The organism is Solibaculum mannosilyticum, from assembly GCF_015140235.1.
GTDB lineage: Bacteria > Bacillota > Clostridia > Oscillospirales > Acutalibacteraceae > Solibaculum > Solibaculum mannosilyticum.
This window is the reverse complement of sequence record NZ_AP023321.1, coordinates 1,427,436-1,451,180: the sequence shown is the minus strand read 5'-3', so window position 1 is coordinate 1,451,180 and position 23,745 is coordinate 1,427,436. Positions and strand designations below refer to the sequence as shown.

The 23,745-nt window shown below is 49.1% G+C and carries 12 protein-coding genes; 6 read left to right on the top strand and 6 right to left on the bottom strand.

Features of this window, described 5'->3' with window-relative positions; translation table 11 throughout:
- The first annotated feature begins 3 nt into the window (after positions 1–3).
- The 3 genes from C12CBH8_RS06875 to C12CBH8_RS06865 are packed head-to-tail and all read left to right on the top strand — an operon-like array spanning position 4 to position 8,958.
- Complete coding sequence (locus tag C12CBH8_RS06875) at positions 4–2,796, top strand: hypothetical protein (protein ID WP_215532845.1); 2,793 nt, start codon at positions 4–6, stop codon at positions 2,794–2,796.
- Positions 2,797–2,813: 17 nt separating this feature from the next.
- A complete protein-coding gene (locus C12CBH8_RS06870) occupies positions 2,814–4,814 on the top strand; it encodes a clostripain-related cysteine peptidase (protein ID WP_215532844.1) in 2,001 nt (666 codons plus the stop codon).
- Between the two features lie 31 nt (positions 4,815–4,845).
- Positions 4,846–8,958 carry a lectin like domain-containing protein gene (locus C12CBH8_RS06865; RefSeq protein ID WP_215532843.1) on the top strand — a complete coding sequence of 1,371 codons (4,113 nt, stop codon included), beginning with the start codon at positions 4,846–4,848 and terminating at the stop codon, positions 8,956–8,958.
- Between the two features lie 100 nt (positions 8,959–9,058).
- Here the strand turns inward: C12CBH8_RS06865 and C12CBH8_RS06860 are convergent, their stop codons facing one another.
- Together C12CBH8_RS06860 and C12CBH8_RS06855 are read right to left on the bottom strand one after the other, a co-directional pair.
- The gene (locus C12CBH8_RS06860; protein WP_215532842.1) at positions 9,059–10,303 is read right to left on the bottom strand and encodes a sensor histidine kinase; all 1,245 of its coding nucleotides are present in this window, start codon (positions 10,301–10,303) and stop codon (positions 9,059–9,061) included.
- Complete coding sequence (locus C12CBH8_RS06855; protein ID WP_215532841.1) at positions 10,300–10,974, bottom strand: response regulator transcription factor; 675 nt, start codon at positions 10,972–10,974, stop codon at positions 10,300–10,302. The genes C12CBH8_RS06860 and C12CBH8_RS06855 overlap by 4 nt, the downstream gene beginning before the upstream one ends.
- 216 nt (positions 10,975–11,190) lie before the next feature.
- Here C12CBH8_RS06855 and C12CBH8_RS06850 point away from each other — a divergent pair, with 216 nt between their 5' ends.
- The gene (locus C12CBH8_RS06850) at positions 11,191–12,816 is read left to right on the top strand and encodes a DUF3825 domain-containing protein (protein WP_090267170.1); all 1,626 of its coding nucleotides are present in this window, start codon (positions 11,191–11,193) and stop codon (positions 12,814–12,816) included.
- An 83-nt stretch (positions 12,817–12,899) separates the two neighbouring features.
- Here the strand turns inward: C12CBH8_RS06850 and C12CBH8_RS06845 are convergent, their stop codons facing one another.
- Positions 12,900–13,583, bottom strand: a complete 684-nt coding sequence (locus C12CBH8_RS06845) for a DUF4062 domain-containing protein (RefSeq protein ID WP_090267171.1) — start codon at positions 13,581–13,583, stop codon at positions 12,900–12,902.
- Positions 13,584–13,853: 270 nt separating this feature from the next.
- Here C12CBH8_RS06845 and C12CBH8_RS06840 point away from each other — a divergent pair, with 270 nt between their 5' ends.
- Both C12CBH8_RS06840 and C12CBH8_RS06835 read left to right on the top strand, forming a co-directional pair.
- Complete coding sequence (locus tag C12CBH8_RS06840) at positions 13,854–14,567, top strand: YoaK family protein (protein ID WP_246441330.1); 714 nt, start codon at positions 13,854–13,856, stop codon at positions 14,565–14,567.
- Between the two features lie 240 nt (positions 14,568–14,807).
- Entirely contained in the window at positions 14,808–19,586 is a 4,779-nt protein-coding gene (locus tag C12CBH8_RS06835) for a discoidin domain-containing protein (RefSeq protein WP_215532840.1), read from the top strand.
- 77 nt (positions 19,587–19,663) lie between these two features.
- On the opposite strand, the gene C12CBH8_RS06830 is transcribed toward C12CBH8_RS06835, so the two are convergent.
- The 3 genes from C12CBH8_RS06830 to trxA all read right to left on the bottom strand — a co-directional run bounded on the left by C12CBH8_RS06830 (position 19,664) and on the right by trxA (position 23,651).
- Positions 19,664–20,338 carry a DUF3592 domain-containing protein gene (locus tag C12CBH8_RS06830; protein WP_090267177.1) on the bottom strand — a complete coding sequence of 225 codons (675 nt, stop codon included), beginning with the start codon at positions 20,336–20,338 and terminating at the stop codon, positions 19,664–19,666.
- 277 nt (positions 20,339–20,615) lie between these two features.
- Positions 20,616–23,072 carry a cation-translocating P-type ATPase gene (locus C12CBH8_RS06825; RefSeq protein WP_099322107.1) on the bottom strand — a complete coding sequence of 819 codons (2,457 nt, stop codon included), beginning with the start codon at positions 23,070–23,072 and terminating at the stop codon, positions 20,616–20,618.
- 252 nt (positions 23,073–23,324) lie between these two features.
- Entirely contained in the window at positions 23,325–23,651 is a 327-nt protein-coding gene (gene trxA, locus C12CBH8_RS06820; protein WP_090267182.1) for a thioredoxin, read from the bottom strand.
- Positions 23,652–23,745 lie beyond the last annotated feature (94 nt).

Below are 23,745 nucleotides of genomic sequence, written 5' to 3'. Positions count from 1 at the left end.
AAAATGAAGAAAAAAAGAATTGTGATGCGGTTTATAAGTTTAGGGTTATGTCTATGTTTGTTGACAGGAGTCATCGCCGGATGTAAAAAAGAATCCATTTCTGAAGAGGACTATACAGAAGGATCGGTGAGTTCCCCCATTGTATACAACAGCGAAGGACAGTTTACAACCACTGTCACATTGGAGGGTACCCAGTTTTTGGACGGCATAGAAGTCAAAGATGTCACCGTTCAATATCAGAAGATTGACGAGCGGCTTTATGAGGAGATGGATTCTCTACCAACCGTCACGGATGAAAACGGAGAAGAGATGGTAGAAATCCCTGAAAAATACCGGTCTACTGTAACGGCCCAAGTGGATCAGATAACCCAGTCCGATTCCAAGACGCTGGAGATCTCCTTTACCGATTCCACTGCAAAGGAAGCCGTGCCGGATGGATATACCATCCTAGTGGATAAGAAACGGGTAGAAAATGGCAAACCCATGGCAGCCTATGGAGAAATACAGTATCCCAGCGTAATAGCCCAGTCTGATGTAGAGGAAGTGTTATCCAGCAGCCGGAATTTTAACACGACTCTCACCTTAGAAAACGGCTTTTTTCAGGATAGCGTCACAGTCGACGATATTACCTTAGGGGAAGCCTTTGAGGGGATGACGGTCGTAGGGATACAGGACAAAGGAGGCAGTTTGGAGATCTCTTTGTCTGGAACGATCAATTCCCAAGGAAATTATTCGTCTGGAAGCATTCGTGTGGCCAAAGAGGCGGTGAAAGATGGGATTAACGACGTCCTATGCGACATTCCCGTCAAAACTCCCAGCCTGATGTGCGATATCTCAGGCCTTACATATGAAAATGGTTTTGCCGTTTTACCGATCCATTTACTAGATGCCACATTCAACAGTGAAATAAGGGAAGACAGTTTTGCCTTTGCTGGACAGGAAGGAATAACGGTAAAAGCGTTTGAAAAAACGAGCGATACTCAAGGCGTGCTCACCTTGGATGTACCAGCAGCTGATATTGACGAAGCAGCTTCCCTGCTGGACGGTGGAGAGATTACATTGGAAGCCGAAGCAGTTTCTTGCGGAGAAGAGATAACCGCAGTGGTGTATGCCTCGCAAGCCCAGCCCAAAGTGGTGTTTGACTATGTGGAAGAGCAGGACGGGAAAATAATTTTGACCCTGGACATTAGGGTGCAAAACGGCAGTTTTACAGGGACCCTTGCAGACGCCGTCACTGTAGGTGGAGATTTAACCGGAGCCCAGATCTCTTTTGCCACCGACGGCGATCAGATGTACGACCAAATGTTAGTAACCCTACCGGCGTCAGGAGATCTAGAGGGTTTGGATCTGACAGGGACCGTTACCTTTGCCGCCGGATGTATGGAGAACCTGTGGGGAACTCCTTCCGAGGAGATTACCATAGAACGAGGTTTCTCCCAAGAGACTTTAGGCAAAACAACTGGAAGCAGTGTCATCACTTCCATCGGGGATTTCCTCACTGGTACAGTAGGCAGCTCATTGGCCAACGGCATTACCATATGGGGAGGCATCTCCAGCCTTAAAGATATCGGGAGTACCATTGGCCAATGGATGGGGATTGTGGAATCTCCCGGGGCAAATGAATTGAGAATCCTGAACCTGGTAACCGAACTCAACCAGAAGGTGGATGAGATCTCCAATAAGATCAGCGCTTTAAACGGCAAGATGGACTATATCAATGCCGCCAATAAAGTAGATAGCTTTAATTCTCGTCTCAACAGTCTCTATGAAACAACAGAATCGTTTTACCGGTCGATCAACTCATCGCTCAACAGTGTGTTAAAGACGGCCCAACAAACCAGAGTTCTGGGCATGGACGGACAAATGAGGGACGCTTATACTTTGACCATCAACGGTGAGCAGTACGAAATTCCCGAGGAGTTTTACAATGCCTACCAAGATACCAAGACGGTTAATACCACCGATGCCAATACCATCAAACGGTGGACAGGATACGAGAGCACCTATGACCAACTCATGGAGAGGATCGCCGAAGCTACCATCCAAGTCAGCAAGAATGAATACAGTAAGGAGAGCATCGACGTCATTTTCAAAAATCTGAGTAATGACATTGTGGCACAGGATCTGTTGGGAGCCTATGACCTGACGAAAGATTATCAGTATAATTTTTCCACCCAAAGCTGTATCCCCAAAGAGAAATACCGGTCTTATATCAATGGTGTAATGCAGACAGCACTCATCACTACACTGTCGGTAGTTAAGTCGATGTACCCCGACCGGGACTGCAGCGATATCATGGGAGCTTTGGAAAAACTAGGACAGTATATGGATAATAACAGCGATTATCCCACAATCAAAGATGATAAATACATTTACTTCCATATTCCGGGGAAATGGGTGGAAAAGGAATTGGTATGCATTGCACTCAACTGGGAGCGGAGCGAATGGTACGGTGCTTTGACCAATACGCAAATTGATGATTTTATCCGGCGTCTCGACGGCAAGACCGTACGCCAGGAGTTGGAAGGAGCGGGATTCATCATTGCTGAAAAGCAGGATTCGGGTTCAGGTGTAAGAACCCCCATTGAGAAAGGCGTAACCCAGAGCTTGACGTTGCGTATCTGGCGGGAGGACGACGACAGCTTTTTCACAGGCTATACCCGGGACTATTCCCAAGTGGTGTCGTTGGATACCGCCAATCCCAAACAGGAGAAGTACAAAGCCTACGACCATACATGGAATTTGTTTAAGTCCAAGGTCAAAGAGTACCCAGTGTACTCATTCCGGTACGAATGATAGGGGGATCCTGTGCATTGATCAAAAGGTTTCTTGCGTTGGGGATAGCGATTGCACTGGTAGGGGTGGTTCTCGGAGGATGTATAAGACAGAAGCAAGAAGAGGCCCAGCTGGTCAACGCCGTCCCAATGGGGGACAAAGGGACTTATAGTCTTTTTCTCTACCTATGCGGATCGGATCTGGAGACGAAGCAAGGGGCTGCCGGCAAAAACTTGGATGAGATTTTGAAAGCCGATCTTCCAGAGAACGTTCAAGTGGTAGTACAAACCGGAGGAGCTGAGAAGTGGAGGTCCCATGATATCCCATCGGACTGTTTAAACCGCTATTTGGTTGAGGATGGGCGGCTGACCCTTCTGGAGACGCTGCCCCAAGCCAGTATGGGTGATGGCGGTACGCTGCGGGATTTTCTGCAATATGGGGTGGAACATTATCCGGCGGAAAAGATGTGTGTTATCCTGTGGGATCACGGAAGCGGCAGCATTGACGGTGTGGCAAATGACCAAAACTTTGATTTTGATTCCTTGACCCTTGCCGAAATAGAACTGGCACTGGAGGACGTGTCCCAGACCATGACCGATAAATTTGAGTTTTTCGGTTTGGATGCCTGTCTCATGGCCAATTATGAGACGGCTCATATGCTGTCACCCTACGCCAGATTTATGGTGGCATCGGAGGAAATTGAACCATCCGGAGGATGGGACTATGATGTTCTGCTTGCCGCAATGGCAGACCAATCCTCTTCTGGACGAGAAATTGGGAAAGCAATATGCGATGGTTACTATGAAAAGTGCCGGGAGAAGGGACAAGAGGATACCGCTACCTTGTCGGTCATTGATTTGGAGTCGATGGACGAATTACAGACTGCTTTTGACGAAATGGCTGGCGAGATGTATCAAGACAGCATAGAACCTATGGGAATCCAAGCCATAGCCCGCAGTGCCTACAATGCCCAGAAGTTCGGAGGAACATCTGGAGGTGAGGGGTATAGCAACCTCATCGATCTGGGGCATTTTGCCGATAACGCAGGAAATCTCAGCACAGCCCAGTCGGTTCTGGAAGCGCTGGATAAGGCGGTAGTGTACCAAGTTACTGGGGCACAGAAGGACAGATCCCAAGGGCTTTCGTTCTACTATCCGTCCTATCCGGATGAAGATCAGCGAAAACGGTACTGTGAGGAAGTCTGCCCTTCCGAGGACTACCGCCGCTATTTGGAACAGGCGTATACCGATATTCCAGAAGATCCCATCCAGTTCACAGACCGCGGGAGTATCCGGGAGGACGGTTCATTTCAAATCCAGTTGGCATCATCGTCGCAGAACTATATTTTGTCGGTGTCCTATGGACTGATGGAGTATGAGGTGGAGCAAAAGGACGGAAGTACGATGTTGACAGCCACCTTGCTGGGAGAGGACAACGACATGGTAGGGGAAAAAAATCTTACCATACACAGCAATTTCCGAGGGGTGTGGGTCACCTTAAATGGATGCAAACTATACGCCACCATGGTGGAGGACAACGAAGAATACACTATTTTCACCGCTCCCATAGTGTTAAATGGGAAGCCGACCAATCTGCGGTTTGCCTTTTTGTGGGATCAAACTACGGAAGAGGGTGGGACGTATAAAATCCTGGGAGCATGGAACGGCATTGATCCTGTAACCGGTATGTCGGATAAAGGCATTACAGAACTCCGCCCCACCGACGATATCCAGACCCTCACCTATCGCCAGACCGTGGAGGTCACCGAAGACGGGGATGTTTTTTATTCCGAAGAGGAGAGGTGTCTCCAGCAAGTGCCGGGAGGAGAGTATACCATTACCGAGGAACCTCTGGAAAAACAGGACTATGCTTATCAAATGGTAGTAACCGATATCTTTGGAGGCAGGCATACCTCCTATCTTGCCAAGATGCATATGATTAAGACGCCGCAGGAGTTGGAGCAAAATCCTGTGGAAGAAGGACAATACGCGGCTGAGGCGGAATCCGTTATGGAGACTACCGACACCCTTTTAGAATAGATAAAACCTAAAAGCAGAAAGGATGATATGTATGAAGCCCGCAAATCACCCCTTAAGGAAACGGTTGTTAGGCCTGTGCTTGGCAGTCAGTATGCTACTGTCTTTGACACCGACTGTATCAGCCGTACCATCGGAAGAAGGAGAAAGCACCTCAAACCACGGTCAAATAGCGCCTCTAAGCCAAGAGTATGTAGAATACATTGAAAACGGCGGAACAGGCAGCAGTACTCCCTCCACCATGGACTTATCTTATTTGGAGGAGAGTTATGAGCAGCAAAATATGCAGAGGAATGCCCTCCTGCCCCAGTCTTTTGATCTTCGGGACTACGGACGTGCCCCAACGGTAAAGGACCAGGGAAGCTATGGCACATGCTGGACATTTGCCACCCTGGGATCGGCAGAATCCGGTCTTATCGAACAGATGCCGGACATTTCCTTATCCAATATTCATCTGGCCTGGTTTAACTACACAGGTGATGAAGAAGAGGAGTACACATGGCTCCAAAGACAAAACAACGGTTCAAGCATCTTTGACATGGGGGGAAACGATCCCCAGGCAGTGGGAAGCTTGGCGGCATGGAAAGGCCCTGTAGATTCGGAGACTGTACCCTATGATACCACCGAGGTGGATGAAAGTCTGAGATGGGAAGCCGATTACCATCTCCAGGATGCCTTTTATATGTCCAACGGCTCTTACGGATATGGGGAAGACAACACACCCTATCCGAGCATACAAACCATCAAACAGATCCTGATGGACTACGGAGCGGTTTCCATCAGTTATTCATCGTCTGCGGAGGACGCCTACAATGAAGAAACCTACGCCGTGTATAGCGATACTTATTTGCCAATCGACCATGCTGTGCTCATTGTAGGCTGGGACGATAATTTTTCCCGTGAAAATTTCAACGAAGACCAACGTCCTGAAGAAGACGGCGCATGGCTGATCCGCAACAGCTGGGGAAGCAGTTGGGGCGACGACGGTTATTTCTGGCTTTCCTATGAGGATCAAACTTTGCAATACGGCAATTATTATAGCCTGGAAGAAGCCGATAACTATCAAAATAACTACCAATACGATACCTTAGGATGGGGAATCTCAGTGTCTGCCGACACCTTTATTGATGAGGAAAAGGCATCCAGAACCGGTTATATGTCCAATATCTTCACCTCTGAGGGCGACGAGCAATTGGAAGCGGTGTCCTTCTATACCACCGATGCCGGAACCAGCTATGAGATTTCAGTTTATACCGGGGTCCAGCAGGGGGATCCCACCTCAGGACAACTGGTATACAGCGGCCATACCGGAGCTGAGGAATATGCCGGTTATCACACCATCGAATTGAATAAGGCGATCTCTTTAGAGAAAGGGGAGACCTTTAGCGTCGTGGTCAAGTTGACCAATCCCAATTACGCCTATCCCATCCCGGTTGAGATTTGCCCTTTGCCTTACAGCAAATCAGAACCGGAGTATATGGGAGATGGCGGCGAAAGCTACTACAGCCTGGATGGCCAATCCTGGAACGATATTACTGAACTAAGCGCCAACTACTCTGATTTCCATATTTACACCACCAATGCCTGTGTCAAAGCCTTTACCAATCCCATTCCGGACGAGGGAGAAGCCATCCGTAATGTTCAGTTCTCGCTGCTGGAAGGACCGGTTATATCCGGCGATAAACTGGAGTTGACCGGTGAAGGAGAGATCTACTATCAGATTACCGGATCCGACGGTACAGTCGGAGAGATCACCCCTTATACAGGAGCCATCACTTTGGAAGGTCCCTGCACCGTTTCGGCTTGGGGTCAAAAGAATGGAAAACAGGGAAATGTAGTTTCCCGTACCTATACCCAAGCGGTATCCCAGCTGTTGGATCTGGATGTGGACGAAGAGGGAAAACACATCAAACTGGACGTGTCGGAGGATGAGACCGCCTTTGGCCTGACAACCGACAGTGCCTGTGAAGAAGTGCGGATCCGTCCGCGAGGCAGCGATACTCTCACAGTAAACGGTGTAGAAGTGGCATCGGATGAATGGTCGGATGCCATTGCCTTGGAACCTGGAAAGATTACTTCGATTGAGGTAACATCCCAGGCCGGAGGAAAGACCTCCACCACATATACCATTGATGTATATCGCAGCATATTGGTTTATGATTATTACCATGAGACCGTCTCTTATGACGATACTCTTTATACGCTCCAAGATGGAGAGGGCAATGTAATCACAAATGGTGCCTCTATCACCCCTTATGTAGTGGAAGAGGGACAGGAGGATGTCGTTTTGACTGCCATAGCCAAGGATGGATCGGGTAACTTAGAAGAGTTGGTGCCCAAACGTCCGGTGGCTGTCGGATCGGCTATCGATTTTGAAAATGAATGCACCGTTTCCACCTATGGGGATTGGAACGAAATAGCCGACAATCCCGATATGATCGGCGCTGAAAAAGGGAGTGGGGAATCAATCCCTGTTACTCCGGGTAAAGACATTTACATCCGCAAATATGCTACCGATACATCTTTCCAATCCAAGGTAGTTTGTATCCAAGTGCCTGACTCCCGCCCAGATACCCCTGTAGCTAAGGTGCAGTCGGTTGCTCCGACCTCCATCACTGTGCAGCCTGTAGAGGGCGGCGAGTATCGCATCCTGCCCGACGGAGAATGGCAGGAAGACAATACGCTGACCAACTTGGAGATGAACACGAATTATACCATTGAGGTACGCATCAAGGCTACTGAAAATTCCTTTGCCTCTGAAGCGGCCCAAACCGAGGCCACAACGACAGAGGGCCTTACTATCCCGGTTTCTTACCAATACAAAGGCAAAGAAATATTCTGGGACGAATTTACAGCTGTCCCCGGCGTGAATATCGTCACAGCTGACCAAGAAGTACTGGAACAAGCATCCGTAGTCCTGGAGAATCCAGAACAGAATCAGGTGCAGGTGACAGTCACTCAAAAGGATGGCCAGCTGGTGGCCGACGTATCGTCGGTTGTGTTTTCTATTGTACCAACCATTGATCCCCAAAGTTTTTACTTTGAAGTATCCTATTGGGATCAGGACGGCAACCGAGTAGAAGGGGGAGGAAAACAAACTTTTGACACCATCGGTGCCATCAGCCGAGAGAGTATCCCCCTTCCCTACGGTTATCAAGAGATTATCCCCGCCCATCCGGATGAGAGTTGGCTGTATCCTACCGGGCTCTATTACGGATCCGGCGGATGGTTTGTCTATCCGCAGACGGTCAACATCATGGTGGAAAAGATGGCAAGTGTGACCGTTACCTTCCAGCAAGAGGACGGTTCCGTACTGGGGGAAGAGGAACTGTATTTTGGGGAAGAAGGCGCAGGTCTCCAGAAAGTGACGGCTCCAGAGGGATATAAAATTGCAGGAGAAGACACATTTGCTCTGGAAGTTACCCGTGACGAGAATGGACATCTGGTAGCCGACCCCACGCAGGTGACTTTTACCGTCCAGCCAGATGTGGATCCTTCCCAGTATTTTTACACCGTCCGTTATGAGGACGGAGAAGGCAATGCCGTACCCGGCGGAGGTAAACTGTACTTTGATGCTGTAGGACCTGTGAGCCGGGAAGACATCCCCATGCCTTACGGTTATCAGCAGCTTGTTCCCGCCCATCCGGACGAGGACTGGCTGTATCCCACCGCCCTCGTATGCATTGATGGACAATGGCAGGCCTCCGTGGATGAAGTTGTCATTCAGGTGGAAAAGATGGCCAAGGTTGATGTGACATTTAAGACACAGGATGGCACGTCCCTCAGTGATTTGGGATATGAGCTGTTCTGTGGCGAAGAAGGGGAGGAGACCGTCACTGTCGCCGTACCCGAAGGGTATGAGCTGGTGGGAGAAGAAGAAACTGCCCAAGTTATCATCGCCCGTGATGAACAAGGAGTTCTGACTGCTACACCGTCGGAAGTGACCTTTGTGATTGAAAAGACTCAGTCCAGCCATCCGGATGATCCCTCCAAACCGGTGGATCCCTCTACACCCGGCGGTTCAGGGGGGGCCGACAACCCCTCCACTGGCGAAGGAACCACTGCTCAGATTGTCTTAGTTATCCTGTTTGTATCGGCGGCCGGGTTGCTGACAGCTTTGCTGATTCGCCGCAAACGCACCGTATAAGTAAATAAAGTTTTTTGAATCCATAAACCATACAAAAACCCCGTTCTGTCTTTTGATCGAAGGCAGAGCGGGGTTTTTAGCAATTTTGATTCTATTACCGTCATCCTCCCAGTTTGACGGTAAAGGCAATGATGTTATCCTCCTCATATTTGGCGGAGATAGAACCTCCCAATGCCTCTACAATGGCTTTGGCCATGGACAATCCAATTCCATATCCACCGTTTTTCTGAGTACGTGCAGCATCGCCGCGGTAGAAACGATCAAATAACCGGTCAGGACTGATGTCAGGAAGATGATCGCAGGTATTTTTGATTCGCAGAGTAACCCGTTTGTCAGCATTCTTGAGGAATACCACAATATGCCCGCCGGCATCGGTGTATTTGACAGCATTGTCCATTAGGATGGAAATAAGCTGAGCCATATGATCTCGGTTTGAATGGATACAAATGTCTGGAGATACAATGGATTCCAGTGTAATAGAACGCATAGCAGCCGGTTCCATATAGGGGGATATCGTTTCCTGGACGAGAAGGCTTAAATTAAAATCGGCGAAGGTTAGTTTGACACTGGCCTCATCCATTTTGGCCAACAACAAAAGATTTTGCATCAAGCCGTTGAGACGCGCCGTTTGGGTACGGATATTGTGACTCCATTTGGTAGGCCCCTGATGGAGTTCCATGGCGTCGGTGTTGGACATGATAATGGCCAAAGGGGTCTTGATCTCATGACCGGCATTGGTGACAAACTGTTTTTGTTTTTCCAAGCTGACAGCCACTGGACGGATGGCCTTTTTGGATAAGAGGAGGACTAAAAGGAGCATCAGAGCCCAGCATAAAAGGGCTGCCAGTGCGGAGATGGTCAACACGCGGAAGATGGAGTAAAATTGATCGGAACAGTCGAGAAACACCAATGTTTTACCCGGTCCGGCTTGGGAGCTGATGATCCGGTATTGGAAGTGATCCACCTTTCCTTCCTCCTGACCGGCGGAAAGAGCAGTGGAAGCATACTCAGCAGCATCGTCTTCCGTTACAGAAGCAATATGTTCCACATCCACAAACCGGATCTGATTTTGCGGGTCAGTGCGGACGATAAAATAACGGGTAGAGAGGGCGGTATCCTCGTCGAAGGGGGGAGTCAAGAAGCTTTTGGGAGGTTCCATCGGCCTGTCGCTGTTGGGCTTGGGGAACATGCCGTCGTTGGAGGTGAGCAGGGAAAGGGTATGGGATGACTGCTCATGAACCTGCATATAGTTCAAAACGTTGATCACCCCGATGAGAAACAGCAACAGTACTGTAATGGCAATCATGGCGGTGACTACAAATTTGCGCTGGAGGGTTTTAATCATGGCCTTACCTCCAGAGTATACCCGATTCTCCGTTTGACTTTAATTTCCACATTGGAATTCAATGCCAGCAGACGTTTGCGCAGATAGGAGATATAGACCCATACTACGCCGACCTCTGCATCGGTATCGTAACCCCATACCTTCTGTAAGATTTTCTCAGATGAGAGATAAATGCCTTTGTTGAGCATAAAGAGCTCCATAAGTTTAAATTCCAGATTGGAGAGAAGGAAAGATTGTCCACCGCCGCTTAATTCATAGTTGTTACGGTTGAGTGTGATGTTGCCAAGTTGCATTAAATCAGGGGTAAAGGTTTCGCGTCGCCGCAGCATGGCTCGGACCCTGGCCAAGAATTCCCCCATAGCAAAAGGCTTAGGCAGATAATCATCGGCGCCCAAATTGAGCCCATGGATACGGTCCTCGATGTCCGACTTTGCCGTCAACATCAAGATGGGTGTTTTATCACCCGATTGACGCAGTTCATCCAGAACCTCAAGCCCGTCTTTTAAAGGCATCATGATATCCAAGATAATACCATCATAAGATCCGGTTTGGGCATAGTCCAGGGCGTCCTGACCGTTGAACACCGGATCTACCGTATAATGGTGATAAGTTAAAATATCCACAAGGGCTTCCGACATACTAACTTCATCCTCAGCAAGCAGCAGTTTCAAGCAAATGCCCTCCTTTCCTGGAATGGGATACTATCAGTATAGGCTGAAATTATGTCGGTTTCAACACAAGATAACAAAAGATAGATTTTCGTTTCATGCCCCTCTCCAGACAAACCCATCGACTTTCAGGGGAGAAACTGCTATAATGAATATGCTGTTAACTGAGTATTTATATGGTTTTAGTAGATATGTTGGAAAGAGAGGTCTCTACGCATTATGCAGGTAAAGCAAGGATTCCGAGCGATTGGTTATATTAACAATAACAGTACCTATCTAAATGATATCCGACGTTTGTGCGGCGATATGGTCAGTTATCAGGAGATAGATCAGTTTGTCAGCCAGCAGTGGGCCCAAAAGGAGACGGCCTGTCCTTGCTGGGATAAGGATTTACAGCCTACATTATCTTCCAACGGGGATGCCTGTTATTTTATCATCAACACCGGTTATGTTACACAGGACAGCGGTATCCCTATTTACGGGGGATTCAGTACTACCCGGCCCAGTGCATTGGGAGAAGGGTCGTGGAGCGGAGTTCTCATTGGAACCGAGAGGGATATTTTAGACCAGTGGGGCAGTCAGAACACCGGTCTTATGCAGTACACTTATATGAGGGACGATTGGTTTGGGAACATCGCCCGGGTACTCAATCGCCTCAGTGGAGAGGAGCTATCGGAGGAGCACTGGAAAAGGCAGCTGGATGAGGACTATCGCAAAGCAGCCGGCCAGGATGCCATTGGGGTATTTGAAGCCAATAATTCTTTTTCCTATTTTCGTTTATCGTCCAATACCATGGACGGCCAACCTTTATGGGCAGTGATGGATGTCAACCGTCGGGCAGGCGCCCATCAAAAGTGGTACGGGCTGGGTATCTGTACCCAGATGTCGCTTTTGGACCGCATCCTGGACACCCATTGTTATCGTCTCGGGTATTTCCATTTTGAGAATGCCCGAGTGATGAACGTGTTTTTGGAGGAACTGGCGGAGTATACCATGGATGAACCGTGGAGTCTGTCCACACCCGGACTTTATCCCTATAGCGTCCTGCGGAACTATCTGGAACATACACTTTATCACCTGCTTTACGAGGATCGCAGCGCTGCACCTGATACTCCGAAAAAGGTGGATGAAGTCAATGGGAAGCTGTATTTCAACAGCGGACTTCTCAACCATTTTTTCCGTCAGATTATCATTATGGGAAACAAAGAGGAGTGGACGGTGGATATTCCTGTGATCGGGGAACATACCTTTGTGATGTTGGGTTCTCCCCGTTTTTTCTCCGATCAGGACGTGGAAATCACCAATGTATACGATGGAGCTGTTTATAAAGTGCCCGCCATCGCCAAGTATTTTACAGATTATCGGGAAGTCATGTTTAATGCCCAATTGCCCATTTCACTTAACGATTCTCATATCTTCGAGGACGGAGTAGAACGAGGGCGTCTGCCGAAGTACCAACAGGAGTATGAACAGGTCAAGGACGACCCAGGCAAAAAGGCATTGCTGTGCGCACGCATCGCCCGTGATTTCAGCAGTGCCATTGAAAGGGCGCGGCTTTTGGCTGAACGCAATTACAAACTGGCCATTCCCCAGTATTGGATGGAAACCAATGAAATCCAATATTTGCTTCCCATCTATTTAGGGGAGAGGGAGGAAAATGGGAGGCCGGAATGTGCTTTGGCGTTGCGGCTGGTTCAAACCGGCCGGGCGCCATATTACCGGGGCGCTACGATATTGACACTGGATATGGCTTATAATAATGCCCGTCTCCTGGCGAAGCCGGATGTTTTCTGGCTGGATACTGAGACGAGACCAGAACCTCATCCTTCTAATATATCAAAATAAATAAAAGGCTGGTACAATCCCAAATAGGGAGATGCCAGCCTTTTTAATTAGAAGAAAAGAACGTCCTTTGCGAGGGGAAACAATTATTCTTCCGAATGCCATTGGATGGTAGTATACTCCCCATCTGCATGGATCTCTAGGTCCAGGTGAAGACGAACAGATTGGATTCCTTTTTGGGAAAAAGAAACTGTTTCTGTATGGAGTTTTTGACGCAATCGTCTATTCTCCTCCCGCAGGTCCTGGAGTGTTTGGAGATCGTTTCCTTCATCGCTGCCAGCCCGGATCCACCCCTGGGCAGGACAAGCTTGAATCAATTGGGACATACTTTTAGCCACCTCTGCGGCCAAAAGATCGCCGTCCGTCCAGTACCGGCATAGATGTTCCTCAACCTTGCGGCGAAATTGCGAGAGACGCAGACGTCCTGCCTTGGTCTGTTCTGTACAGCGGGAAGGAAGTCCGGAGGGATCCTGATGGAGAAAAGCGAGACACGGTTTCCCTTTTTGGATGGCATAAAGATATTCTTTTTCCGTATATCCTATGCCGTCGGTACAGCAGCTTCCATATCGCCCGCCTAGGATGAGAATGTAGTAATCACAGTCATCGATGACTTTTTGAATAAAAGACCATTGATCCTGATTGGAGGCAGGGAAGAGCTCCATACCGCAAGGGATACATCCCAGTTCCAATAGGGTTTGTATTACTTTCTGACGTTCCTCTTTCAAATCTTCAAAAGGGGAGCTGATAAAGACAGTATATCGTTTGTCCAACTTGCTCCAATCCCTTCAATGGAATGTGCCTATTTTATACTTTAGCAGAAGTTTCTCTCTAAAGTATACTATAATACGAGGATGTTTCCTACCCTTTTATGCTCTGATATACAAAAATGGTCTAAAAAGGTCATAATAAAATACTAGTTTGAGACATCAGTGATATTTTAGTTTTAAAGGAGGGCAAAATGGTGTACCATAAGAAGAGAGAGAAAGGATGGCGAAAAAGGACTCTTCCATCCGATTTGACACAGGTAGGGGAGTGACAAAATGAAAAGCAGCATCGAGAGGCAAAAGAAGCGATGGATGACCCAATCTTATTTTCTAGGATCCATGTTGGCGGCGGTGGGCGGATTCCTGGATGCTTATACTTATATTTTGCGCGGAGGCGTATTTGCAAACGCTCAAACTGGGAATATCGTATTGTTGGGATTCAATCTAGCCCAGTGGAATCTAGGCCAGGTACTTTATGATCTGGTACCCATTGGGGCATTTGCCGTAGGAATTATCGCATCGGAATTTATTCGCCGCCGGTTTCAAAGATATCGGATTCTCCATTGGAGACAGCTGATAGTGGCAGCCGAATGTCTGGTACTGGTGGGAGTGGCCTTTATCCCGCTGGGGGATGGGGATGTATTGGCCAATATCGTCATTTCCTTTTTATGCGCCATGCAGGTGGAGGCCTTTCAAACAGTGGACGGTCAAGTGGTATCCACCATAATGTGTACTGGTAATCTGCGCAGCGCCACGGAATCTATTTATCGTTATCGAGTCCGGGGCAACAAGGAGGATCGGACAAAGGGACTCAAATATTATGGCATTGTTCTATTTTTTGCGGCCGGCGCGTTGGTAGGGACGCTTCTGAGCAACGCCCTAGGGGAGAAGGCGGTATTGTTCTGCTGTATACTGCTGGGAGCAGGGTTTGTATCTTTTTATTTCAGAGACAAACCTTTGAGAGAAAAAGTGGAACAAGTAGAAAAGTAATGGATAAAAGTAACAGTTGATTTCATGAATAGGATAAGATAGAAAAATAACATGATATATAATCGCTATGTTATAGAATTGTTTTACAAAAACTCTATGTGAATTTTTGGTGATTGACAAATTGACTTTATAATGTCGTGTTTTATAATAAATAATAACCGGTAACGGCCCAACGTACGCCGGAGATGCCTGCCCGCAAACAAAGGAGCCAACTGAAGAAAATAAAAAGGAGGATTTCTTGTGAACAAGCGCTTCGCAAAACGAGGCGTTTCTCTGCTCCTGACCATGGCGATGACGATGTCTTTGTTTACTGCGGCAGGCCCTGTGATCAGTGCAGAGGAAACGCAAGAAGAAAATACTGTCCGTAACCTGGCGCTTCGGCGGGCAGCGTATCAGTCCAGCGCCGTCAACTTTGATCAGACAGCTCAGCTGGTAACCGACGGAATTGTGCACGATATTGCTGATGAGGACAAAATGGCTTATTCGGTCAGCAACCCATACGACAACGAGGCCCGGTATGGCAATCCAAAAGAACTGTTTGACGATGACAATTCCACCCGATGGATTTCTTATCACACGAGTTCCTGGGCGCAGATCCAGGTTCCCTTTTCTCAGAAGAAAGTAATCAAGAGCTATACCCTGACTACCGATGTAGAGGGTGAGGGAAACAACCCAAAAGATTGGATCATCCAAGGCTCCAACGATGGGGAGCATTTTGTGGATTTAGACACCCGTACCGGGGAGAGCTTCGGCAGCGGTGAGACCAGAACCTTTGAGATGGCTGATCAGACCGAGGCGTACACATATTATCGACTCAACGTCACGGCCAACAACGGTTCCGACCGCATTCACATTGCCGGCTGGAAGCTGTTGGACAAAAACGGGGAGGAAGCCTTCCCGGACTATGATGAAAACGTCAATAACTTCGTCAGCTTTTGGATGAGCGAAGGCAATCAAGACGAATGGGTATACGTGGATCTGGGGGCTGAAAGCCAGATCCAGAATGTAAAGGTATACTGGGGCAGCATGTACGCCACGAAGTTTGATGTGCAGGTTTCCGACGACGCTGAACATTGGACCACTGTGGCCAAGGATGTGGAAGGCCAGAGCGACATGCAGAAAGTGACCTTTGACCCGGCTCAGGGACGTTATGTGCGTTTGCTGTGCCGGGAATCCTCCGGAGATGCCTATATCGTCCGGGAGATGGAGGTCTACGGAACCAACGATTTCTCCTATGAAGGGGAAGTGGATTCCATGCCCGAGCCGGAGGACGATGGTACGCAAGTGCTGGCAGGCGGCAACTGGAAGCTGGAACGTGCCACAGAGGTGGATGCCGCTGCCAACGATGAGGCCGACGCTCAGAATGAAAATGACGCATCCGATGCCCTGGGTGAGAAACTGTCGCAGGCCGGATATGACGACAGCACTTGGCTGCCGGCGGTTGTCCCTGGGACGGTGCTAACCTCTTACTTAGAAGCCGGAGCTGTGCCCGATCCCAACTACGGCGATCAACAGACGCTGGTATCCGACAGTTATTTTAAATCCAACTTCTGGTACCGCAACCACTTTACCATTCCCCAGGAACGGCAAGGCGAGCGGGTATGGCTCAATTTTGAAGCCATCAACTGGAAGGCGGAGGTGTACTTCAACGGCCATCGTATCGGCAACATCGAAGGAGCTTTCACCCGCGCCAAATTTGACGTCACTGAGTACGTCAATTACGGCGGAGAAAACTATCTGGCCGTGCTGATTTACAAGAACCGGGATCCAGGCTTTGCTCAATTGACTACCGATGACGGCCCCGGTACCATGGGAGGCGTGTTCGGCAACGACGGCAGCATCGGCGAGGATGCCCCCACCTACGGCAACAGCCTGGGATGGGACTGGATGCCGGCGGTCCGCGGCCGCAACATCGGCATTTACAACGACGTGTGCATTAGCTATAGTCAGGACGTCCAAGTGGTGGACCCCTGGATGATCACCGATTTGGATGTGGAGAATAAGGACTTTTCCAAAGCCGATTTGACCCTTAAAACCGAGGTGACGAACTCCAAGGATGAAGCTGTCACCGCCACTGTCACCGGTGTGATCCAGCCAAGCGGTATCACTGTGTCCCAGGAGGTGGAATTGGCTTCTGGAGAGACAAAGGAAATTACCTTTGACAATATCGTCCTGGAAGATCCGGAGCTGTGGTGGCCCAATACCTATGGCGATCAGTTCTTGTATACCGCCACCGTTTCAGCCAGCGTGGATGGAATCCAATCGGATGCCAAAGACTTTAAATTTGGCGTGCGAGAATTCACCTATACCACCGAACCCAGCGACGACGTGGATCAAAACGGTTACCAAAACAACAAAAACCTGACCATTTACTGTAATGGCACTCGAATCGTATGCCGCGGCGGCAACTGGGGCACGGAGGATATCAACCTGGATGTCAGCGACGAGCAATACGATGCCAGGATGCGCCTGCATCACGACGCCAACATGAACATGATCCGCAACTGGGGCGGTATGACCAACGATCCGGCATTTTATGAGGCTTGTGATAAATATGGTATCCTGGTGTGGGATGACTATATGTTCCCGGGATGCTGGCTACACCATCCCACCGATGAAGATATGTTCCTGCAAAATGCAGTCGATAAGGTAAAGAACTATCGTTCTCATCCCAGCATTGTAATGTATTGCGGCGGCAATGAGATGTATCCTGAAACCCAGGAGATGGCCGATGGTCTGCTGGAGATTTCCAATGAGTTGGACGGTACGCGTTATTATGTCCCCAACTCTGCGAAAGCACCTGTCAGCGGCGGTGGGCCTTACTCGGCGAAGGATCCGAAGTTTTATTTCAACAATACCGCCGTCACTCTGCGTACGGAACGCGGATTGCCCAATATCCCGGTTGTGGAAAGCATGAAGGCCATGTTCCCGGAGGAAAATCAGTGGCCGAAGAATGAGATGTGGGCCCTGCATGATTTCTCCGACAACTGGAACGCCGATGCCGACGGGTATATGGACCAGGTCAAAGAACAGTACGGCGACTATAACAGTCTGGAGGACTTTGTGACCAGCGCCCAGATGCTGGGATACGAAAATCACAAAGCCATCTTTGAAGCGGCTTTCAATGCAAACAGCAACGGTATGCTGTTGTGGATGAGTCAGGCGGCATGGCCGACCCTCATCTGGCAGATGTACGATTATTACTACGATGTCAATGGCGGCTACTACGGCATCAAGACCGGCAACCAACCCATCAATTTCATCTGGAATCCCACCAACAATCAGATGGTGCTTTACAATCAGACGGCAAATGATGAGACCCTTAAAGCCGTGGTAGAGGTGTACGACCTTTACGGCAACCAGTTGTACGCCAACAGTTTCGTCAAGGATATGCCGTTCGATTCCAAAGAGAACCTGATGGAGCTGACTTATCCTAGCGACACCAGTGATCTGAAGTTCATCAAGACCTACGTGGAGAACGCCCAAGGGGAAGTGGTGGCTGAGGACTTCTACTGGACCAATACCGAAGAATATCAGGACTACACTTCTCTACAGGAGCTGCCCCAGGTAGACGTCTCGGCCGGGGTGACCAGAGAAGCCGATCAAGACGGCTCTCAAGTGTACACCGTGCGTCTGGAGAACACCAGCGATACACCGGCCGTCATGCTGCGGTTGAAGGTCATGAACAGTGAGACCGGTGAACGCGTCCTGCCCAGCTTCTATAGCGACAACTATTTTACCATGATGCCCGGCGAGGTAAAGGAAGTCACCATCGACTTTAAGGAGAGCGCCTTGGAGGGCGGACAAGCCCAGATTGAAGTGGAAGGCTTTAACGTCAACCACGACGTATTGGGCGAGGAAACTCAGGATTACATCGTAGATGTCGTCAGCTTTGAGAAGGACGGCGTCGCAGTAGGCAACGTGTCCGCGGGAAGCTATGTGGCATCGGCGGAGGTATCGGCCGTCCAGGACGTGGATGCAAATGTGACCATGGCCGTGGCTGTGTATAACGACGGCAAATTGGTGGACGTGACGGCAACCCCTTATGAGCTGAACCTGAAGGCCGGGGAGAAGCAGACCATCGCCGCCGATTCGGTGACGGTACCGGAAACGGAAGACCTGTCTAAGGTGACGGTCAAGGCCTATCTGCTGGACGGCGACAGCGCAGCTCCCTTGAAGGCGACCAAAGAGATCGGGTACAAAGAGATCGAACTGGCTAAGCTGCCTGTACGCAATATGGCCATCGGCGGTAAGGCGACAGCCTCTTCCGGCGACGGCCCCGAACAAGCCTTTGACGGCAGTACTCAGAGCCGTTGGTCCTCCGACTACGCCGACGACCAGTGGATCCAGGTAGAACTTGTCAAAGAGACCACCATATCCTCCATCGAGATGGTGTGGGAAGCGGCCTACGGCAAGGAGTACAACGTGCAAGTGTCGTCCGACGGGAAGAATTGGACCACTATCCACAGCGTCACCGACGGCCAAGGCGGAACCGACAAGTTTGAATTTGACCCCATAAGCGTCAAATTTGTCCGAGTCAACCTCATCAAGAGGGGGACCGATTGGGGCTTCTCGTTGTACGAGGTGGCTGTGTACGAGGATCAAGCGTCGGCCAAACCCAACCTGGCGCTTTATAGTAACGTCACCGCCAGCGACTTCGACGAGAACTCCAACACCGGCGACTTCGTCACTCCCGACAAGGTGGTGGACGGGGATATGTCCACTCGATGGGCTACCGTCCAGGATAAGGACGATCAATGGATGCTCATCGATCTCAAGGAGGTCAAGAGCTTCTCCAGTATGGACATCTCATGGGAAGCGGCATACGGATCCCAGTATCGGATTGAAGTATCCCAGGACGGGGAGACCTATACGCCCTTGGCTGAAATGACCGACGGCAAAGGTGGTCTCAACCGCTTCAACTTCGATACGGTGGAAGCCCGATATGTCAAGATTATCATGGAAAAACGCGGCACAGGATGGGGATATTCCATCTATGAAGTGGCGTTGTACGAATAATTCATTCACCCCATAACAGAAAAAAGGATCCCCCCATTCCACACGGGATGGGGGATCCTTTTTTGTATAGAGGAGAATCAGATGGATTCCTTAACGTTTTTACGGGAGGGCAATAGGTTTCTGACGATCAAGAGTAGACCAGCTGCAATCAAAAGGATGGGGATAATGAGTGGGAAGGAGAAAGAGGAAACATAGTATTGGGCGATCCCGACAGGGGAGAAGCTACCGGTAATCATGTAGAGAACAAACCAGCTAAGCAAGATAAGTACGAGCCCCATGATGATGCCCACCAGCTTAGAGGGAAGTTTTTGGAGGACACCGGTAAAGATAAGGAGCATAATCAGGGGGATGACAATGAAAAATGCGCCGCCGAATAGAAGGCCGACATTACGGCTTTGACTGGGGATGTAGGCTTCCTGGGGATTGTCGGGATTGTACTTGATTTCGATGGCAGTGCCGATTTCCGGGACGAAACTGGTACCAGACTCGGTGGTAACTTTATATTCCTGGCCGTCGACGTTATAATTGTACGTCAGCTGATAGGTGGCGCTGGTTTGTCTCTTCCGGACGGCGTCATATTCTGGTCCGGAGTAGAGGTTATAGTCCAAAAGATATCCTTGGGTAGTTTGATAATTTTGGGTCTTTTCACTGGTGTCCATACTTTCGCCGATGCCCAGATAGATCATCCATACCCCACAAAGCAGGCAGATGACAATCAAGGACAAAGACACAATTTTAGCGGCCTTAGGCATTTAAAACTCCTCCTAGATGATCAAATTGATACTTTTTCATTATACCGCTTTTCCTTTATTTTGTCAGTAGGTTTGTCTCAGCAGAACTGCTATTTAGACGACAAAAAATGCAAGGTACAGTTGTCATTTGTACCTTGCATTTTTTAAATCTGTATAGATACATTTTATCTCTTTGCTATTTAGCCTTACCTTGGCCGCCCTTATCACGCGCTCCTTATTCGAAATTTCAATTTATTGTTTTGCTTGCTCAGTCAAAACGATAAGGATAATATAGGAATCAAGCAAAAGAGCGGGAGCGCAGGGACTTCCATTTTTTAATGCTCCAGTGGACGGCAAATTCTACCTTTTCAAAGCCCCAGAGAACAGCGCGCATGGTAGGATAGGACAGCAACAAAAATACAATCAATACCAAAAATTCCTGGAAGGTGAGGGGGATGAGGGAGAAGAATCCTCCAAATACAGTGATACAGACCACCATGCCAGCCGTCATAGCCACCCAGATAAGAGTGCGTTTCCAGTCGAAAGGTTTGCATACTTGAAATAGTACCAAAAGTCCCACAAAACTAATGCAGATGCAAGCAATGGTGGAGAGTGTCTCCGTAGAATAACCGTAAGCAAAGGCGAAGAGCTCCACCCCCAAGATGATAAATAGGTTTGTCAATCCACCAGGACATGCTTTCCGCAAGACATTGCCCATAAAGGAACCTTGTACCAAACTCTTGTTTGGCTCGAGAGCCAGGAAGAAGGCGGGGACTCCGATGGTCAACGCACTGATAAGGGAAAGCTGCAACGGGACCACTGGATAAGGAAAACTTGCAAAAATAGAGATGACCGATAACAGGAAAGAAAAGATATTTTTGACCAAGAAAAGGGAGGCAGCCCGTTCGATGTTATTGATGACGCGGCGTCCCTCCATAACGATTTTAGGCATGGAGGAGAAATTGGAGTCAAGGAGCACCAGCTGTGCAGCCTGACAAGCGGCATCACTGCCTGAAGCCATGGCGATACCGCAATCGGCATCTTTGAGGGCGAGGACGTCGTTGACGCCATCGCCAGTCATAGCCACGGTATGTCCGGCAGTTTTAAGGGCCTCCACAAACTTGCGTTTCTGGTCAGGGGTGACACGGCCAAATACCGTATATTGTTCAACTGCCGTCTCAATGTCCTCCTGGGTTTTGAGGAGAGTGGCGTCGATGTACCGATCGGCGCCGGCGATACCGGCTTTTTGGGCCACCTGGGATACTGTCAAGGGATTGTCGCCGGAGATGACCTTAATCTGGACGTCTTGTTCGGCGAAAAACCGGAAGGTTTCAGGGGCTTCTTCTCTTATCTTATTGGAGATGAGCACCAATGCAATGGGAGTAATCGGACCATTTAACTTGCCGTCGGCCAGTTCACCCTGGTAAGCTGCCAGCAGCAGTACGCGGTCTCCTTGTGCAGAATGGGGTTCCACCTGTTCCCGGATGGATTCATACTGATCCTTTAAGATGAATTCCGGAGCCCCTACTACAAAAGTACCCTGTTGGGGAAAGACCACGGCGCTCCATTTGGTGGCTGAAGTAAAGGGAACGGTTTTAGTAGCCTGCCAATTAGAGGGAGCGGAGAAATAAGCTTTCATCGCTTTGGCCGTATCATTGTCCAAATCCATATGTGTATAGAAGGCATCGAGAACCTGAGTGACTTGCTCTTTCGAATAAGCTTTTGGATCCAGGAGAATCAAGTCATTGACCTTCATTTCCGGCTCCGTGATGGTACCTGTTTTGTCTACGCATAGGACGTCCACCCGCGCCAATGTCTCAATGCAGCTCATTTCGTGGACCAAAGTCTTGTTATAAGCCAAGCGAATGACACTGACAGCCAAAGCCACGCTTGTCAAGAGATAGAGTCCCTCTGGGATCATACCGATAAGCGCCGCCACAGTGGATACCATAGAATGCTCCAGTCCCAAATGGAGGAAAAAGAACTGTTTACAAAACATGATAAGACCCAAAGGGATCAGGGTGATACCGATCACCCGGATGAGCTTATCCAAAGAAGCCATCATCTTAGACTGACGGGTTTTGATATTGCTTTTGGCCTCCAAAGTCAGTTTGGCGGCGTAGGACTCAGCGCCCACTCGTTCCAGCTGAGCGTGACACTTGCCCGATACCACAAAGCTGCCTGACAATAGAGCATCTCCCGGCTTCTTCAGAATGGCGTCCGATTCGCCGGTAATGAGGGCTTCGTTGACCTGCACTTCACCTGTCATGACCACAGCGTCGGCACAAATCTGATTGCCGGCTGCGAAGATGACCACATCATCCCGTACCAGTTGATCGGTGGCGATGGTAAATACATTTCCATCCCGCACGACATTGGCATGGGGGGAAGCGAGCAGAGTCAGTTTATCGATGGTGCGCTTGGAACGGATCTGCTGAATGATGCCGATCAGGGTATTGGCGATGGCAATCAGCAGGAACAACATATCCTTAAAGGAACCGACGATGACCAAACAGGCGGCCAGCACTACAAAGATCAAGTTGAAGAAGGTAAAGACATTGCTAAAAACAATCTGCCGCTCGGTTTTAGAAGGCGGTTCCACCGGTTTATTTCCGTACCCGTATTCCATACGCTGAGCGGCTTGTTCGGAGGAAAGTCCACGGCCGGGACTCACCTGGGCCTTAGGAAGGATCGGATCGAATTGTTCAGTTTGATCCGAAGCCTTTGGCTCAATTTGTTTCTTTTTCTTTCTCATAGAAACGCCTCCACAGTTTTGGCAGAAGGGCACGATGGATGCGCATCATCCCACAGAGCCTACTTGTACGTTCTCAACAATCGACGCCTTCCATTTTAACACATTTCGCCAGTTAGGCAAAGGTATTTTGTCTTACAATTTTGTCATAGAGGTTTTAGAAAAAGAAAGGATTCCTCGACAAAAAGAGCGGACTGATGTGCGCAAGAAAGCTGCGCGCCTCGGTCCGCTCCCGGGATGGAGAAAACTTGATCGTCAGGAGAGTAAGGGACTAACAATGGAGGACAGTTCCTCCAGGTTTTTGACGCCGACAGAGGTTTCCACCAATTTGCCATCCTGGAAGAAGAGAAGGCTGGGGACGCTCATAATACGAAATCGGGAGGCCAATTCACTTTCTCTGTCCACATCCACCTTGCCCACTGTGATGCGGCCGGCGAACTGTTCCGCCAGCTGGTCGATGATAGGACTGAGCATACGGCATGGACCACACCAATTGGCCCAAAAATCCACAACCACCACTCCGGATGAAATAATTTGATCAAAGTTCTTGTTTGTCACCGTTAAGACGTTGGCATTGACCATAAGAGGAAGATCTCCTTTCAAAAGTGAGGGATTATGTTTGGAAGAAACGGATCTTATTCCTCATTAGTATGCCGACAGAGTCTGAAACTATCCT